This window comes from Pseudomonas berkeleyensis, assembly GCF_014109765.1.
GTDB lineage: Bacteria > Pseudomonadota > Gammaproteobacteria > Pseudomonadales > Pseudomonadaceae > Aquipseudomonas > Aquipseudomonas berkeleyensis.
In genome coordinates, this window is record NZ_CP059139.1 from 2,093,927 (window position 1) to 2,111,733 (window position 17,807).

16 protein-coding genes are annotated in these 17,807 nt (G+C 61.8%); all 16 read left to right on the forward strand.

From position 1 onward, the window contains the following. Positions 1-42: 42 nt before the first annotated feature. Positions 43-975: a chemotaxis protein CheV gene (locus tag HS968_RS09785; protein WP_106739788.1), complete on the forward strand. Its 933-nt coding sequence runs from the start codon at positions 43-45 to the stop codon at positions 973-975. Positions 976-1,019: 44 nt separating this feature from the next. After that, the gene (gene cheR / locus HS968_RS09790) at positions 1,020-1,847 is read left to right on the forward strand and encodes a protein-glutamate O-methyltransferase CheR (RefSeq protein ID WP_119691814.1); all 828 of its coding nucleotides are present in this window, start codon (positions 1,020-1,022) and stop codon (positions 1,845-1,847) included. A 363-nt stretch (positions 1,848-2,210) separates the two neighbouring features. Then, positions 2,211-2,618 carry a flagellar basal body rod protein FlgB gene (gene flgB, locus HS968_RS09795; RefSeq protein WP_119691813.1) on the forward strand — a complete coding sequence of 136 codons (408 nt, stop codon included), beginning with the start codon at positions 2,211-2,213 and terminating at the stop codon, positions 2,616-2,618. Between the two features lie 11 nt (positions 2,619-2,629). Beyond that, positions 2,630-3,073, forward strand: a complete 444-nt coding sequence (flgC, locus tag HS968_RS09800; protein WP_013714948.1) for a flagellar basal body rod protein FlgC — start codon at positions 2,630-2,632, stop codon at positions 3,071-3,073. Between the two features lie 22 nt (positions 3,074-3,095). After that, positions 3,096-3,761: a flagellar hook assembly protein FlgD gene (gene flgD, locus HS968_RS09805; protein ID WP_179624578.1), complete on the forward strand. Its 666-nt coding sequence runs from the start codon at positions 3,096-3,098 to the stop codon at positions 3,759-3,761. Between the two features lie 36 nt (positions 3,762-3,797). Further along, positions 3,798-5,168, forward strand: a complete 1,371-nt coding sequence (flgE, locus tag HS968_RS09810; RefSeq protein ID WP_119691811.1) for a flagellar hook protein FlgE — start codon at positions 3,798-3,800, stop codon at positions 5,166-5,168. A 212-nt stretch (positions 5,169-5,380) separates the two neighbouring features. Next, positions 5,381-6,121 (forward strand): flagellar basal body rod protein FlgF, encoded by a 741-nt coding sequence (locus HS968_RS09815; protein WP_179624580.1) that lies wholly within the window; start codon positions 5,381-5,383, stop codon positions 6,119-6,121. A 46-nt stretch (positions 6,122-6,167) separates the two neighbouring features. Then, positions 6,168-6,953, forward strand: a complete 786-nt coding sequence (flgG, locus tag HS968_RS09820; RefSeq protein ID WP_182371116.1) for a flagellar basal-body rod protein FlgG — start codon at positions 6,168-6,170, stop codon at positions 6,951-6,953. 38 nt (positions 6,954-6,991) lie between these two features. After that, complete coding sequence (flgH, locus tag HS968_RS09825) at positions 6,992-7,714, forward strand: flagellar basal body L-ring protein FlgH (protein WP_119691808.1); 723 nt, start codon at positions 6,992-6,994, stop codon at positions 7,712-7,714. A gap of 256 nt (positions 7,715-7,970) precedes the next feature. Beyond that, positions 7,971-9,050, forward strand: coding sequence for a flagellar basal body P-ring protein FlgI (locus HS968_RS09830; RefSeq protein WP_119691876.1), 1,080 nt, complete (start codon positions 7,971-7,973; stop codon positions 9,048-9,050). A 14-nt stretch (positions 9,051-9,064) separates the two neighbouring features. Then, the gene (flgJ, locus tag HS968_RS09835; protein WP_182371117.1) at positions 9,065-10,249 is read left to right on the forward strand and encodes a flagellar assembly peptidoglycan hydrolase FlgJ; all 1,185 of its coding nucleotides are present in this window, start codon (positions 9,065-9,067) and stop codon (positions 10,247-10,249) included. A gap of 9 nt (positions 10,250-10,258) precedes the next feature. Next, complete coding sequence (gene flgK, locus HS968_RS09840; protein WP_106739810.1) at positions 10,259-12,304, forward strand: flagellar hook-associated protein FlgK; 2,046 nt, start codon at positions 10,259-10,261, stop codon at positions 12,302-12,304. Positions 12,305-12,372: 68 nt separating this feature from the next. Further along, entirely contained in the window at positions 12,373-14,061 is a 1,689-nt protein-coding gene (locus tag HS968_RS09845; RefSeq protein WP_238338929.1) for a flagellar hook-associated protein 3, read from the forward strand. A 68-nt stretch (positions 14,062-14,129) separates the two neighbouring features. Further along, positions 14,130-16,457, forward strand: coding sequence for a PEP-utilizing enzyme (locus tag HS968_RS09850; RefSeq protein ID WP_182371118.1), 2,328 nt, complete (start codon positions 14,130-14,132; stop codon positions 16,455-16,457). Next, positions 16,454-17,056 (forward strand): gamma-glutamyl-gamma-aminobutyrate hydrolase family protein, encoded by a 603-nt coding sequence (locus HS968_RS09855; protein WP_238338930.1) that lies wholly within the window; start codon positions 16,454-16,456, stop codon positions 17,054-17,056. Before HS968_RS09850 ends, HS968_RS09855 begins: the two co-directional genes overlap by 4 nt. Positions 17,057-17,063: 7 nt before the next feature. Further along, positions 17,064-17,804: a phosphocholine cytidylyltransferase family protein gene (locus HS968_RS09860; RefSeq protein WP_119691803.1), complete on the forward strand. Its 741-nt coding sequence runs from the start codon at positions 17,064-17,066 to the stop codon at positions 17,802-17,804. Positions 17,805-17,807: the final 3 nt, after the last annotated feature.

Consider the following 17,807-nt stretch of genomic DNA (forward strand, 5'->3'; position numbering starts at 1 on the left):
GCTGCTAGGGGTAGGCGTTACTAGACAAGAAGGAGTCCGGGCATGGCCGGGTTGATGGATTCGGTTAACCAGCGCACTCAGCTGGTAGGGCAGAACCGTTTGGAGTTGTTGTTGTTCCGCCTGGAAGGCCCACAGCTTTATGGCATCAACGTATTCAAGGTGAAGGAGGTGCTGCAGTGCCCCAACCTCACCATCATGCCCAAATCCAGTCGGGTCGTGCGGGGGGTCGCCAATATCCGTGGCGGTACCATCCCGATTCTCGACCTGTCCATCGCCACGGGGCGGGCACCGCTGGAAGATCTGAAGACCAGCTTCGTGATCATCACCGAGTACAACACCAAGGTTCAGGGCTTTTTGGTGCGTTCGGTGGAGCGCATCGTCAACATGAACTGGGAAGAGATCCATCCGCCACCCAAGGGCACTGGGCGCGATCATTACCTGACCGCGGTCACGCGGCTCGACCAGCAACTGGTCGAGATCATCGACGTGGAGAAGATTCTGGCCGAGGTGGCGCCCACCTCCGAAGTGATCTCCGCAGGCGTCATCGATGATCAGGTGCAGAGTCAGGCGGTGACCAAGCATGTGCTGATCGTCGATGACTCCTCGGTGGCGCGCAAGCAGGTGTCGCGCTGCCTGCAGACCGTCGGTGTTGAGGTGACCGCCCTGAACGATGGGCGTGAGGCGCTCACTTTCCTCAAGAAAATGGCGGATGAGGGGCGTTATCCCGACAAGGAACTGCTGATGCTGATTTCCGACATCGAGATGCCGGAAATGGACGGTTATACCCTGACTACGGAGATTCGTAGCGATCCACGCATGCAGAAGCTGCATATCCTCCTGCATACTTCGCTTTCCGGTGTGTTCAACCAGGCAATGGTGAAGAAGGTCGGCGCTGACGACTTCCTCGCCAAGTTCAAGCCAGATGATCTGGCAGCGCGCGTGGTCGATCGTATCCGGGTATCGGATGGGGGCTGAAGGGGCGACCTTCGGCGAACGTTATGGTAGGTGAGGCGGCACTAGTGTCTTCAGGTAATTTGGATTTCGAGCAGTTCCGGACTTTCCTGGAAAAGGCCTGCGGTATTTTGCTTGGTAGCAACAAGCAGTACCTGGTCTCCAGCCGTCTGAACAAGCTGATGGAACAGAACGGCATCAAGACCCTGGGTGAGCTGGTGCAGCGCATGCAAAGCCAGCCGCGCGGAGGGCTGCGTGAGCAGGTCGTCGATGCCATGACCACCAACGAGACCCTGTGGTTTCGCGACACCTACCCCTTCGAGGTGCTCAAGAGCCGTGTGCTGCCGGAGTTGATCAAGGCCTATCCGGCCCAGCGCCTGCGCATCTGGTCGGCGGCATGCTCGTCCGGTCAGGAGCCTTACTCCTTGTCGATGTCCATCGACGAGTTCGAGCGCACCAACCTCGGTCAGCTCAAGGCCGGTGTGCAGATCGTTGCCACCGACCTTTCGCCATCCATGCTCAGCAATTGCAAATCCGGTGAATACGACAGCCTGGCGATGGGCCGTGGCCTGTCCCAGGAGCGTCTGCAGCGTTACTTCGATCCCAAGGCGCCTGGGCGCTGGCAGGTCAAGGCGCCGATCAAGAGTCGCGTCGAGTTTCGTCCGCTCAACCTGCTCGACAGTTATGCGGCGCTGGGCAAGTTCGACATCGTGTTCTGCCGCAACGTACTGATCTACTTCTCGGCTGAAGTGAAGAAGGACATCCTCACGCGCATTCATGCCACCCTCAAGCCGGGCGGCTATCTGTTCCTCGGGGCTTCCGAGGCGCTCAATGGCCTGCCGGAGAAGTACCAGATGGTGCAGTGCAGCCCAGGGATCATCTACAAGGCCAAATAGGCGCAAGGCATGTTTGGTACAGCAACGGGAGGCCTTTGGCCTCCCGTTTGCGTTTCCAGAGCTGGAAATGACGGTTCGGTTGCACGTGACCGGTTGGGTAGGGTGCGCTGTGCGCACCAGCGATCCGACGGGGCTGAAGAGCCGGTGCGCATGGCGCACCCTAGGGTTCGGCGGGGCGGCAATCTGCCCGGCAGGCTTTGCCGCTTGATTGCCAACAGGCGGAAAGCCATTGCCGCATTGCCGCTTTTTCCGCTTCTATTTCTTCTTAATCCATTGATTTTATTGAATTAAATAAGTTGGCACAGCCTTTGCTGAATAGCTTGCAACAGTGACCACATGGCCTCAGCGGCAAAGGTTCGGAACATGAGCATCAACTTCGGCAGAGCACTCGGCATCCATGAGCAGGCACTCGGCTTTCGCGCCCAGCGTGCCGAGGTGTTGGCCAACAACATCGCCAACGCCGATACCCCGAACTACAAGGCCCGCGATCTGGATTTCGCCAGCGTACTGGCCGAGCAGAGCAGCCGTATGCAGCGCGGCGGAGTTTCTCTCAACCGTACTGACAGCCGCCACATTCCGGCCGATGGCGTGAAGACGGGTGACGCTGAGCTGCCATACCGTACGCCCTTCCACGCGTCGCTGGATCAGAACAGCGTCGATCTGCAGATCGAGCAATCGAACTATGCCGAGAACTCCGTGCAGTTCCAGGCCAGCTTCACCTTCCTCAATAGCAAATTCAAAGGGCTGACCACCGCCCTGCGCGGCGAATAAGGAGCGCGACCATGTCCCTTGCCAGTGTCTTCAATATCGCCGGAACCGGCATGAGCGCCCAGAGCACTCGCCTGAACACCATTTCCAGCAACATCGCCAACGCCGAGACCGTGTCGTCGAGCCTGGATCAGACCTACCGCGCCCGTCATCCGGTGTTCGCCACCGTATTCCAGCAGGCACAAGGTGGCGACCGTGGTTCTTTGTTTGCCGAGCAGGATGAAGCAGGGCGCGGTGTGCAGGTGCTCGGTGTGATCGAGGATCAGAGCAGCCTGATGCCGCGCTACGAGCCGGATCATCCGATGGCTAACGCCGATGGCTACGTCTACTACCCGAACGTCAACGTGGTCGAGGAGATGGCCGACATGATTTCCGCCAGTCGCGCCTTCCAAACCAACGTGGAAATGATGAATACCGCCAAACAGATGCTGCAGCGCGTGCTGACCCTGGGTCAGTAAGACGAGACGAGGAAATCAGGTCATGAGCACCGTAAATGGCAGCAGTTCGGTACTGGATCAGTACCAGATCAAGCAGGATGCGCCGAAAAACAACAACCTCGGCAAGAACGAGTTTCTCAACCTGCTGGTGGCCCAACTCAACAACCAGAACCCGCTGGAGCCGCAGGGCAATGGTGAGTTCATCGCCCAGCTGGCGCAGTTCAGCCAGGTGGAAGGGATCGAGAAGCTCAACACCAGCATGGGCTCGATGCTTTCCAGCTTCCAGTCTTCCCAGGCACTGCAGGCGTCTTCGCTGGTCGGCCGCAAGGTGATCGTGCCGAGCGAGAAGGCGGTGGTCGACACCAGTGAGAGCTTCAAGGCCAGCACCATCCTGCCGGTCAGCAGCAGCAACGTGTACGTCAACGTCTATGACAATTCCGGCGCGTTGGTTACCCGCGTCAACCTGGGTGAGCAGGCTGCCGGCAACGTCAGCTTCATCTGGGATGGCAAGGACGCCGACGGCAACGTGGTGCCGCCGGGCACCTACAAGTTCGAGGCGCAGGCCACCTACGGCAGTGAAACCAAGGGGCTGTACACCTTGCTGCCGGCCAACGTCGACAGCGTCACCCTGGGCGGCAGCGAGCTGATGCTCAACCTTGCCGGTCTGGGCAGCGTTCCGCTTTCTCAAGTGCAGGTCATCGGCCAGTAACTATTGCCGCCGGCAGTCCCGGCAAAGGAGTCTTCCATGTCGTTCAATATTGGTCTCAGTGGCCTGCGTGCCGCGACCAGCGACCTCAATGTCACCGGCAACAACATCGCCAACGCCGGTACTGCGGGGTTCAAGCAGTCGCGTGCCGAGTTCGCCGATGTCTATGCCGCTTCCGTTCTGGGTACCGGCAAGAACGCGCAAGGCAGCGGTGTGCTGCTGGCTGATGTGTCGCAGCTGTTCAACCAGGGCAACGTCAACTACACGAACAACGCACTGGATCTGGCCATCAATGGCAATGGTTTCTTCATGACCAGTAACAATGGCGAGATTGGCTATACCCGCGCCGGTTACTTCGGTACGGATCGTGATGGCTATGTCGTCAACAACTTCGGCTATCGCCTGCAGGGCTATACGGCCGATGACAGCGGCAACATCCTGCCGGTGCAGTCCGACCTGCGCATCAGTGCTGGTCAGCAGGAGCCCAAGGCGACCACCAGCGTTACCCAGCGCCTCAACCTGAACTCCAATGCCGTGCGGCCTGCCAATGCCGGCACCATGGCGGCACCGACATTCGATCCGAGCGATTCGAAGTCTTTCAACTGGTCTACCTCGACCAACATCTATGACTCGCAGGGCAACGCCCACGTGATGAGCCAGTACTTCGTCAAGAACGAGGCGCCGGCCAACAATGGCTGGGTCATGCATGTGCTGATTGATGGGGTCAACCCGCGTGACCCCACCAGCACTCAGCCATACAGTTATGCGGTGAACTACGATGCGGCCGGCCAACTGGCCAATCCAGCGCTGACCCCGCTGGCCAGCACGCCGCCGGACCCGGCTCTGGATGCGCCGGCCATTCCTACGGGCACGCCCAATGGCATCTTCAGCCTGGCTGCAGCCGACTGGGTGCCCGCCGAGAAGGATCCGGTCAACCCTGGAACCATGGTGCCCAACGGTGCCGACAGCGAGGCCTTCACCTTCGATATGCGTGGCTCGACGCAGTATGCGGCATCCTTCGGGGTCAATGCCGTCAGCCAGGACGGCTACACCACCGGCCAGCTGGCCGGTATCGAGATCGACGACACCGGGGTGATCTTCGCCCGTTACACCAACGGCCAGTCCAAGGTACAAGGCCAGGTGCTGCTGGCGAACTTCGCCAACGTCCAGGGGCTGACGCCGACAGGCAAGACGGCCTGGGCGCAGTCGTTCGAATCCGGTGAGCCGGTGATTGGTACGCCGCGCAGCAGTACTCTGGGTGCTCTGCAGGCGGGGGCGCTGGAGGACTCCAACGTCGAACTGTCGGATCAACTGGTGAACCTGATCGTGGCTCAGCGCAACTATCAGGCCAACGCCAAGACCATCGAAACAGAAAGCGCCATTACCCAGACCATCATCAATCTGCGTTGATGAGTTCGGGCTGAGACAAAGCGGCAAGCCTGGCTTGCCGCTTTGCCGTTCCGGAGCCGGCAAAACCTCGCCGCCGGCTTTTCTGAATACTTCTTTATCTCCAGTTAATCCCTTTAAAATCAATGTCTTGAGTTTATTTTTCGAGCCTGGCACGACGCTTGCTGTAGTCAATGCAAAGAGCCAAGGGCACGTCGCCCACTCGGAGAATTACCATGGACAAGATGCTGTACGTCTCCATGACCGGAGCGCAGAACAACACACTGGCTCTGCGCGCCCACGCCAACAACCTGGCGAACGTTTCCACCTCGGGTTTCCGTCGGGACTTCGAGCAAGCGCGTTCCATGCCGCTGTTCGGTGAAACCTATCCCGCTCGCGTATTCGCCATGAGCGAACGTCCTGCCACTGATTTTCGTCCCGGTTCGCTGCAGGAAACCGGACGCGACCTGGACGTGGCCATTGGCGGCAAGGGCTGGGTCGCCGTACAGGCACCCGATGGCAGTGAGGCCTACGTGCGCACCGCCAGCCTGAACATCGATGCTCTGGGAATACTGCGCACCGGCAATGGTTTGCCGGTGATGGGCAACGCCGGGCCGATTGCCGTGCCGCCAGAGCAGAAAGTGGAGATCGGCCAGGACGGCACCATCAGCATTCGTGCCCTTGGCGAAAACCCCAACGTGCTGGCCGAGGTGGATCGTATCAAGCTGGTCAACCCGGATCCGAAAAGCATGGAGAAGGGCACCGATGGCCTGATTCGCGTCAAGGGGCAGCCCGCGGTAGAGGCCGATGCCACTGTTCAGCTGACCTCCGGCTTCCTTGAGGCGAGCAACGTCAATGCCGTCGAGGAGATGACCGCGATTCTTTCCCTGTCCCGTCAGTTCGAGCTGTCGGTGAAGATGATGCGCACCGCCGAGGACAACTCGTCGGCCATGGCGCGGGTTTTGCAGATTAGCTAATTACCAGCACGTGGCGCCGTAAAACCGGCGCCCGAGGAGAAACGATATGCTTCCGGCACTGTGGGTCAGCAAGACCGGTTTGTCCGCTCAGGACATGAACCTGACCACCATTTCCAACAACCTGGCTAACGTCGCCACCACCGGCTTCAAACGCGACCGTGCCGAGTTCGAGGATCTGCTGTACCAGATCCGCCGTCAGCCTGGTGGCCAGTCGAGCCAGGACAGCCAACTGCCGTCCGGCCTGCAGCTCGGTACCGGTGTGCGTGTGGTCGGAACGCAGAAGATCTTCACCGCAGGCAGCCTGCAAACCACCGAGCAGCCGCTGGATCTGGCCGTCAACGGCCGCGGCTTCTTCCAGATCCTGCAGCCCGATGGCACTGTTTCCTACACCCGCGATGGCAGCTTTCACCTGAGCTCCGACGGGCAGATTGTCACCTCCCAGGGCTTTGCCCTGGAGCCGGCCATCGTTCTGCCGGCCGAGGTGCGCACCTTCACTGTCGGTGAAGACGGCACCGTCTCGGTAACGACTGCCGGCAACGCGCAGCCGCAGATCATTGGCAACATCCAGTTGGCTGACTTCGTCAACCCGGCGGGTCTCGAAGCCATCGGCAACAACCTGTTCCTGGAGACCGGCGCCAGTGGCGCGCCGCAAGTCGGTAACCCAGGGCTCAATGGTCTGGGTACCACACTGCAGAACACCCTGGAGAACTCCAACGTCAGCGTGGTGGAGGAACTGGTGAACATGATCACCACCCAGCGCGCTTACGAGATGAACTCCAAGGTGATTTCCACCGCTGATCAGATGCTGTCCTTCGTAACGCAGAACCTCTGATTCTTTGACACTGTTTTGAACGCCGCGAGGTAGTGGTTATGAACCGGCAAATGCTCTGTTTCCCCCTGTTGGCTGGCCTGTTGCTGAGCAGCGGCTGCGTAGCGCCAACAGCCAAGCCGGATGATCCCTATTACGCGCCGGTGTTGCCGCGTACGCCGTTGCCGGCTGCGCAGAACAACGGCTCGATCTATCAGGCCGGTTTCGAGAACGGTCTGTATGACGACCGCAAGGCATTTCGCGTGGGTGACATCATCACCATCACGCTGAACGAACGCACCCAGGCCAGCAAGAACGCCAACAGTGCGTTGAAGAAAGACGGCAGCGGAACCTTGGGCGTGCCCAATCTGTTCGGCATGACCGTTGCCCCGGACAACCCGCTGCGCAGCCTCAGCGCTCTGGGTATGACCAACGACAACCTGAGTCTGGAGGCGAGCTGGAATTCCCAGCGCGCCAACACCGGTTCCGGTCAGGCGGGGCAGAGCAACAGCTTGTCTGGCTCGGTCACCGTGACCGTCGCCGAAGTACTGCCCAACGGCATTCTGGCGGTGCGTGGCGAGAAGTGGATGACCCTCAATACCGGCGATGAGCTGATGCGTATTTCCGGGCTGGTGCGTGCCGACGACATCTCCACCGACAACACCGTGTCTTCCACTCGCGTGGCCGATGCGCGCATCACCTATTCCGGTACTGGCGCCTTCGCCGACGCCAGCCAGCCTGGCTGGATGAGCCGTTTCTTCATGAGCCCGCTGTGGCCGTTCTGATCGCGGAGTGCTCTCGATGAAAACCTGGCTGACTCATTCTCCGTCCGTACTACTCGAGCACCTGACCCACTGGTACGCGCGAGTGACGGCCAGCGGCTCGGCGCGCAAGGCCTTCGCAGTGACCTCGTCTACCAAGCGAGGTGCGCGCGCTCATGGTCGTGAGTCGGCCCAGGTCGGCGCGTGCCGTCGCCAGTTCGCGGTCGCGCATCGCGGCTACCGTCGTCGTGGCGCCAATGACTGGCTGCTGCTGGCGACCATGCTCGCGTGCATGCTGTTGAGCCTGCCGACTCAGGCCGAACGTCTGAAGGATCTGGCCTCGATCCAGGGTGTGCGCAGCAACCAGTTGATCGGTTACGGCCTGGTGGTCGGCCTCAACGGCAGTGGCGACCAGACCACCCAGACCCCGTTCACCGTACAGACCTTCAACAACATGCTGGCGCAGTTCGGCATCAAGGTGCCGCCAGGCGGCAACGTTCAGTTGAAGAACGTCGCGGCGGTGTCGGTGCATGCCGACCTGCCGGCGTTCGCCAAGCCGGGTCAGACCATCGACATCACCATTTCCTCCATCGGTAACGCCAAGAGCCTGCGTGGTGGCAGCTTGCTGATGACGCCGCTCAAGGGTATCGACGGCAACGTCTACGCCATCGCCCAGGGCAATCTGGTGGTCGGTGGTTTCGACGCCAGTGGCGCCGATGGCTCGCGCATCACCGTCAACGTGCCGTCTGCCGGGCGTATTCCCGGTGGCGCCACCGTGGAGCGCCCGGTGCCGAGCGGTTTCGATCAGGGCAACTACCTGACTCTGAACCTCAACCGTCCCGATTTCACCACGGCGAAGAACATCGTCGACCAGATCAATGACCTGCTTGGCCCTGGCGTCGCCCAGGCCATTGATGGCGGTTCGATTCGCGTCAGTGCGCCGCTCGATCCCAACCAGCGCGTCGACTACCTGTCGATTCTGGAGAACCTTCAGGTGGAGTCCGGCAAGGCGGTGGCCAAGGTCATCATCAACTCGCGTACCGGCACCATCGTCATCGGCCAGGACGTCAAGGTGCAGCCAGCCGCCGTGACTCACGGCAGCCTGACCGTGACCATTACCGAAGACCCCATCGTCAGCCAGCCTGAGGCGCTATCCGGTGGCCAGACTGCCGTAGTGCCGCGCTCGCGCGTTGGCGCGGAGGAAGAAAAGAAACCGATGTTCAAGTTCGGCCCCGGCACCAGCCTCGACGAGATCGTGCGCGCGGTTAACCAGGTCGGCGCTTCACCTTCTGACCTCATGGCCATCCTGGAGGCGCTCAAGCAAGCCGGCGCCCTTCAGGCCGACCTGATCGTGATCTGAGGAGGATTGCTGATATGGATTCTCGACTCTCAGCCGGTCTGCTCGGCAACAGTAAAAGCCCCGTCGATAGCGGCGCTTTCACCGACCTGAACCGTCTTAACCAGTTCAAGGTGGGCGGCGACACCGAGCAGAACATCCGCAAGGTCGCTCAGGAATTCGAATCGCTGTTCATGAATGAAATGCTCAAGGCCATGCGCTCGGCCAACGCCGCGTTTGGCGAAGGCAACTTCATGAACAGCAACGAGAGCAAGACCTACCAGGACATGCATGACCAGCAGTTGGCCGTGACCCTCTCCAAGGAGGGCCGTGGTATTGGTCTGGCTGACGTGCTGGTGCGGCAGATGTCGAAGATCAAGCAGGCGTCCAGCCGGCCCAATCCGTTCGCGCAGATCGAGCAGCCCGCTGCGGCGCAGAGTGAAGCGAATGCTGACAAAGCCGCCAGCAGTGAAGGTTTCCGTGACGATGTTGCCTTGCTCAACCGTCGCCGCCTGGCTGTGCCGGGCAAGCTGGCGGATCGTCTGTTGGCTGGCATCGTGCCTTCGGCCGCAGAGGGCGATGGCAAGACCCTGAGCGGCAGCGACTGGATTCCAGCGCAGGCAACACCTGCTCCGCAGGGCAAGAGCCTGAGCCTGGGCAACAGTGATGCCCTGACCGGGCGGCGTATCGCTCAGCCTCCGCTGGCGCCGGGCAAGGCGGCGTTCAGTTCGCCGCAGGAGTTCGTCGCCACCATGCTGCCGATGGCTGAAGCAGCGGCTGAGAAGATCGGTGTCGACCCGCGCTATCTGGTGGCACAGGCCGCTCTGGAAACGGGCTGGGGCAAGTCGATCATCCGCACCAGCGATGGCGACAGCAGCCACAACCTGTTCGGCATCAAGGCTCATGGTGGTTGGGAAGGCGACTCGGCACGAGTCCTCACCACCGAATACAAGGGTGGCAAGGCCGTCAAGGAAGCCGCCAGTTTCCGTACTTACGAGTCCTATGCCCATAGCTTCGATGATTACGTGAGCTTCTTGCAGGGCAATGGTCGTTACGAAAAAGCGCTGAACGCCACCGAGAACCCGGAGCGTTTCGTCAAAGAGCTGCAGCAGGCCGGTTACGCCACCGACCCGAACTACGCGCGCAAGATCTCGCAGATCGCTCGCAAGATGCAGACCTATCAGGCCGTGGCTGCTGCTGACAGCGGCACGACAAGGAGTTGAGGCTGAACCATGGCTGATCTATTGAACATAGGCCTCTCGGGCCTGTCGGCGAACAAGACCTCCCTGGCGGTCACCGGTCACAACATCGTCAACGTCAACACGCCCGGTTTCTCTCGCCAGGAGACGATCCAGGCCACGCGTACGCCGCAGTTCAGTGGCGCAGGCTATATCGGTTCGGGGACGACCCTGACCGACGTTCGGCGTATCTACAACGAGTTTCTCAATACCCAGGTACGTAGCAGCACCGCGCTGAACAGCGACACCAAGGCGTATCTGAGCCAGATCAACCAGCTCGACTCCCTGCTTGCCGGGAGTAACACCGGCATCACGCCAGGATTGCAGAAGCTGTTCTCGGCCCTGCAGACCGCGGCCGAAGACCCGGCCAACGTACCTGCGCGGCAGTTGGCGCTGTCGGAAGCGGAGGGGTTGGCCAAGCGTTTCAATACCGTCTACGACCGCCTGAACGAACAGAACGCATTCATCAACAAGCAGCTGTCGGCGGTTACCGATCAGGTCAATCAGCTGGCCACCGCGATCGCCGGTTACAACGATGCGATCGCCGTGGCCGCTTCCAATGGGCAGGCGCCGAACGATCTGCTCGATGCCCGCGAAGAGGCAGTGCGCAAGCTTTCCGAGTTCGTCGGTGTGACCGTGGTGCCGCAGGACGACAGCAGCTACAACCTGTTCATCGGCTCCGGTCAGCCCCTGGTCGTCGGCAAGCAGGCCGCCCGGCTTGAAGTGGTGCCGGGGCAGGCCGATCCGTTGCGCCACGAGGTGCAGTTCGTCAGCGGCAACTCACGGCAGAACGTCACCTCGCTGATCACCGGCGGAGAGATGGGCGGCCTGCTGCGCTACCGTGAGGACGTGCTGGATACGTCGCTCAATGCCGTGGGGCGCCTGGCACTGTCGGTCGCCGACCAGATCAATCGGCAACTGGGGCAGGGCCTGGACCTCAATGGTCAGTTCGGCAACGAGCTGTTCCGTTCGATCAATGACCCTGCTCTGCTCAGTCAGCGCAGCCTGGCGCGGGTCGGCAACAGCGATCCGAACGCCAACCTCAACGTCACGCTCACCGACACCTCGCGCTTGACCACCAGCGATTACGAGGTGCAGTTCACCAGCGCCACTGAATACGTGATTCGGCGGACGTCCGATGGCACGCTGTTTCCGCCGACCCCGGCGACCTTCGACATCACCACGGTGCCTGCGCCCGAAGTGGACGGCTTCTCCCTCGGCGTGGCCGGTGGCACCTTCGCGGCCGGTGATCGCTTCCTGGTGATGCCGACCCGTAACGCCGGTCGTGATGTTCGTGCGGACATGAAGAACCCCGAGGAGCTGGCCTTCGCTGCGCCGCTCAAGGCTGAAACCAGCCCGGCCAACATCGGCACCGGCAAGATCACCCAGCCGAAGCTGCTGACCGAAATCAACATCTACGATCCGGCCGCACAGGCGGATCTGGAGACCAGCCTGCGCAATGCGCCGCCGCTGCGCATCGTGATGGGCGCCGGCGGCGGTGCGACGCAGAGCTATGACGTGGTCGACATCAACGGCAACGTGATCGACACCGGTAGCATCGTCCCGGGGCAGGACAACGCGCTGACCATCAGCGTGCCAGCCAACCCACCTGCGGTTCCCGCTGCGTTCGACTACCAGGTGACCATCAGCGGTCGACCGTCGGCCGGCGACAACTTCTCGGTATCGTTCAATACCAATGGCGTCTCGGATAACCGCAACGCGCTGAATCTGGTCAACCTGCAGAACAAAGCCGTGATCGGGATCAACCCAGCGGCGCCCGACACCACGGGTTCGAGCTTTTCCGACTCATACGGCGATCTGGTGGAACGCGTCGGTACGCTCACCAGTCAGGCGCGTGTAGATGGCGAGGCGACCGGTGCGATTCTCAAGCAGGCCACCGATAACCGTGACTCGGTTTCCGGGGTCAACCTCGATGAAGAAGCGGCGAAACTGATCCAGTTCGAGCAGTACTACCAGGCATCTGCGCAGATCATTCAAGTTGCGCGTAACCTGTTCGATACTCTGATCAATACATTCTGATAGTCGCTTTCCCCAGTTCGGGAAAGCGCGGCCTGTACAGATGACAGGCGTTGCAAGAGGCAAGCCCCATGGTTATGCGCATCTCATCCATTCAGGCATTCAATAACGGCGTTTCCGGTCTGGGGCGCAATTATTCGAATCTGATTCGCACCCAGGAGCAAATCAGCAGCGGCAACCGTATCCTGACCCCGGCGGATGATCCGGTGGCTTCGGTGCGCCTGCTGCAGCTCGAGCAACAACAGGCGGTGCTCAAGCAGTACAGCGACAACCTGACTGCTGCGAAGAACAGTCTGACGCAGGAAGAGACCACGCTTAATTCGGTCAATACCGTGCTGCAGCGTGTGCGCGAGCTGGCAGTACGCGCCGGTGGTGGTTCTCTGTCGGCGGAAGACCGCAACTCGATCGCCAAGGAGCTTTCCGAGCGCGAGGCCGAGCTGCTCAACCTGATGAACAGCCGCAACGCCCGTGGCGAGTACCTGTTCTCCGGTTTCCTGGGCAAGAACGAGCCGTTCGTGCGTAACCCGGATGGCACCTACTCGTACTTCGGTGACGAAGGGCAGCGGACGCTGCAGGTGGCCAGTTCGACCAATGTGGCGATCAACGACAACGGCAAGCGCCTGTTCGAGGATGTCACCAACGCCAATCGTGTGGCTAACGGCAATGGAGTCAATAACCCGGCACTGCCGTCGCCGCCCTTGCCGGCAACCACCATTCCCGCCGTGCCCACCGACGAGCAGCGGGTATTCATCTCGCCTGGTCTGGTCGAGGACAACCGCGCGTTCAACGCTGATTTCCGCAACGGCGAGCCCTATTCGCTGGCCTTCGTCAGTGGCACCGAGTTCCGTATCTACGATGCCAGCGGTGCGGATGTCACCTCGGAGATTCCGGGTGGCGGCAAGATCGATCCGCTGGTCAATGGCGGCAACGTCATCAACTTCCGTGGTATGCGTTTTCAACTCGATGTCGTCTTGAAAGAGGGCGACAACGTGCTGGATCTGGACAACCTGCTGGCCGACATCCAGCCGCCTGCCACCGCCGGTTCGCCCGGTATCGGCACCCATAGTTTCACGCTGCAGTCCGCGCCGACCGAGTTCGCGGTGACCCGTGCCTCTACCAACGGTTCGGCCGCCGTGGTGGCTGGGGGCAACATCGTCAACCAGGCCGTTTTCGACAGCCAGTTCCCCACCTCTGGCGTGGTGCTGCGTTTCACCGATGACACCAACTACGAGGTGTATGCCCAGCCGGTCGGCCCCAGCAGTCCGGTGCTGACCACCGGAACCGTTACGGCTCCGTATCCTGCCACCTTCACGGTCTATGGTGCGGAGTTCACGATGTCCGGCCCGGCAGCCGCGGCAGGCGGAGACGAGTTCGGCGTGCAGCCGCAGTTTCAGGAGCAGCGCAGCATCCTCAACACCATCTCCCGTCTGCGTCAGGCGCTGGAGTCCTCACCGACCTCGCCGGCCGGCAACCTGGCCATCCGCGATGAGGTTGCCATCGCCCTGAAGAACCTCGACAACGGCATGGGCAACGTGCTGGAAGTGCAGACCGAGATCGGCGCGCGCCTCAACATGATCGACACCACTAGCGTCGACAACGAGGACGTGACCCTGGTGAACAAGTCGGTGCAGGCCGAGTTGCGCGAGCTGGATTACGCCGAGGCATTGTCGCGCCTGTCGTTCCAGACCATCATTCTCGAAGCGGCGCAGCAGAGCTACGTGAAGATCGCCGGGCTGAACCTGTTCAACCAGCTGCGTTGAGCCGCAGTCGCCTGGCCGCTCGCATTGGCGGCAGGGTACGTTCTACTCATCAGGGATATGGCAGCGGCATGACCGAACAGATTCTGGCTTTTTCCACCAAGGCGGGTTCGCTCGCGCTGCTCGACGGTCGCCTGCACAGTGCCTGCGTATTGCCGCAGGTGATCTTCAGCGTCGCGCAGTGGCGCGAGAGCGCTGAAGCCTGTCTGGCCGAGGTACGCGCCAAGGGCTGGGCCAGCATGGCCGTGCGCAGCAGCAGTAGCCGTGAGGATGGTGAGCAGTCGTCGGCCGCCGGGGCGTTCGACTCCTGCCTCAACGTCGACACCTACGGCTTGTCGGCCGCCATCGAGCAGGTGCTCGAGTCGATGGGCGGGCAGGGCGCCAGTGCGCACGATCAGGTCTTCGTCCAGCCCATGGTCGGCGACGTGCGCATGGCCGGGGTTGGGTTTGGCATCGACCCGGCCACGCTGGCGCCGTACTTCGTGATCAACTACGACGAGAGTAGCGGACGCACCGATGCCGTGACCTCCGGGCGCTCCAACGAGCTGCGTACTTTCTATGCCCATCATGCGGCCGGTGAATTGCCGGCCACGCTGGCCCCAGTGGTGGCGCTTCTGCGCGAGTTGCAGGCGTTGTTCGGGCGCCAGGCCATCGATATCGAATTCGCCGTGGACGCGCAGGCACGGCTGTACCTGCTGCAGGTACGACCGCTGGTGCTCGGCGCCGAACCGGCCGATGTCCAGGCGCATGGCAAGCTGGTTCGCCTGATTCACGATCGCATTGCTCAGGGCATTCGCCCGCAACCCTTCCTGCATGGCGAGCGCACCGTGTTCGGGGTGATGCCGGACTGGAATCCAGCCGAGATCATCGGTGTGCGACCACGGCCGCTGGCGCTGTCGCTGTACCGTGAGCTGGTGACCGACATGATCTGGGCCTACCAGCGCAACAACTACGGCTACCGCAACCTGCGCAGCTTCCCGCTGATGCTGCATTTTCACGGACTGCCCTACATCGATGTGCGTGTCAGCTTCAACTCCTTCATCCCGCGCGACATCGACGGTGCCCTGGCTGACAAACTGGTCAATTACTACATCGAGCGCCTGTTGGCCGCGCCCAATCTGCATGACAAGGTCGAGTTCGAGATCGTCTTCTCCTGCTACACGCTTGATCTGCCGCAACGCCTGCAGGCCCTGCAGGATGCGGGGTTCACCGAGGCCGAGTGCCGGCGCCTGGCCGACAGCCTGCGCGAGCTGACCAACCGTATCGTCCACAACGAAACCGGCCTGTGGCGCACTGACCGACAGAAGCTCGACGTGCTGTTGGCCAGACGCGACGAGATCCTCGGTGCCGATACCGATCCGGTGACGCGCATCTACTGGCTGCTGGAAGACTGCCGTCGTTACGGTACGCTGCCGTTCGCCGGGCTGGCGCGGGCCGGCTTCATCGCCGTGCAATTGCTGCGTTCGCTGGTCACCGTGGGCGTGCTCGACCAGAGCGAGTACGACGCGTTTCTCAACGGTCTATCCACGGTCAGCGGGCAGATGACTCAGGATCTGGCGCAGCTGGATCGCACCACCTTCCTGGCGCGCTACGGCCACCTGCGGCCAGGCACTTACGACATCCTTTCGCCGCGCTACGACGAGGCGCCCGATCTGTATTTCGACTGGCACAATCTGGCGGTCGAGGCGCGCCACGACAGTGCCCGTTTCGCCCTGTCGCTGGCGCAGATGCGCGAGATCAGCCGCCTGCTCAGCGAGCACGGGTTGTCCCATGACGTGGTGGGATTGTTCGATTTCCTCCAGGCCGGCATCGAATTGCGCGAGTACGCCAAGTTTGTGTTCACGCGCAATCTGTCCGATGCGCTGTCGCTGTTTCGTGAATTGGGCCATGACCTGGGCTTCAGCGCCGAGGACATGTCCTACGCCAACATCCAGTTGATCAAGGAGCTGCATGCTGCCAGCGCCGATCCCCGGGAACTGATCGCTGCCAGCATCGAGGAAGGGCGCCGGCGCTACGGCGAAACCTGCCAGATCGTCTTGCCGCCGCTGATCACCCGCGCCGAAGACGCCTTCTGTTTTCACCTACCGCAGGCCGAGCCGAATTTCATCACCCAGCGCCAGGTGACTGGCGCGGTGATGGACTACCACCAGCGCGACCAGTTGCACGGGGCCATCGTCATGATTCCCAGCGCCGACCCTGGGTTCGACTGGATCTTCTCTCACCGCATCGCTGGCTTCATCACCGCCTATGGCGGTACCAACTCGCACATGGCCATCCGCGCCAACGAACTTGGCCTGCCTGCCGTGATCGGTGCAGGAGAGGTGCTTTATCGCAAGTGGGCTGCCGCGCAGATGCTCAACATCGACTGCGCTAACCGACGCGTCGAGGTGTTGCGGTGAGGGTGGTGCTGGTCAGTCAGCGCGTCGATGTGCTGGCTGACCGCGGCGAGCGCCGCGATGCACTGGATCAGCGCCTGGCGGACTGGCTGGCGAGCCACGGGTTGTTGCCGGTGCCGGTGCCCAATCGGGCCAAGCGCCTGGACGCCCTGTGGACGCAACTGAAGCCCGCCGCCGTGGTGCTCAGCGGCGGCAATGACCTGGCCGAGTACGGCGGCGATGCCCCGGAACGTGATGCTGTCGAACGCGCGCTGCTGGCGCGGGCCATGGCCGAGCAGGTGCCGCTGTTTGCCCTGTGCCGTGGTGCGCAACTGCTGCTCGATGCCTTCGGCAATCGCCTGGAACGGGTGGGCGGGCATGTCGGTACGCGTCACCGTCTGCTGATCGACGGACGTGAGACCGAGGTCAACAGCTACCACCAATGGGGGTGTCGTTCGCTGGCGGCGCCCCTTGAAGTCCTGGCACGCAGTGAAGATGGCGTGATCGAGGCCTTCTTTCATCCGCAGCTGCCGCTGCTGGGCGTGATGTGGCACCCCGAGCGGGAAGCGCCCTTCGCCGAGCTGGACGGCCTGCTCCTGAATCGCTGTCTGAACAAGGAATGAGCTTTCCATGACACGTGCCATCATCCTCGCTGCCGGGCGCGGCAGCCGCATGGGCGAGCTGACCGCCGAACAGCCCAAGTGCTTCGCTCGCCTGCACGGTCGTCGTCTGCTGGACTGGCAACTGCAGGCGCTGCGTGGAGCCGGTATCGAGCGCCTGGCCCTGGTGCGGGGGTATCGCGGCGAGTGCTTTGACGAGCCGCTGACCTACTTCGAAAACCCCCGTTGGCAACAGAGCAACATGGTGCGCACCCTGCTGGCCGCAGATGCCTGGCTGTCAGCGGAGGCCTGCATCGTCAGCTATAGCGACATCTTCTACAGTGCCGCCACCGTGGCGACCCTGAGCCGGGTCGAGGCCGACCTGGCGATTGCCTATGACCCGCACTGGCATGCGCTGTGGTCACAACGTTTCGCCGACCCGCTGGCCGATGCCGAGAGTTTCCGTCTGGATGCCAGCGGTAATCTGGCAACCATTGGCGAGCGTTGTCAGAGTGTCGCTGAGATCGAGGGACAGTACATGGGCCTGCTCAAGTTCACCCCGTCCGGCTGGGCACAGGTGCGCGAGTTGTTGCTGCAGCGAGGCGACGAGGCGATAGACCGTTTGGACATGACCAGCCTGCTGCGCTTGATGCTGCAGGCCGGCCTGCCAATCGCTGTGTCACCGGTACAAGGCCCCTGGGGGGAGGTGGACGCTGCCGATGACCTGGCGCTCTATCACCGACTGTTCACCCCAGAGGCGCTACACGCCTGAACG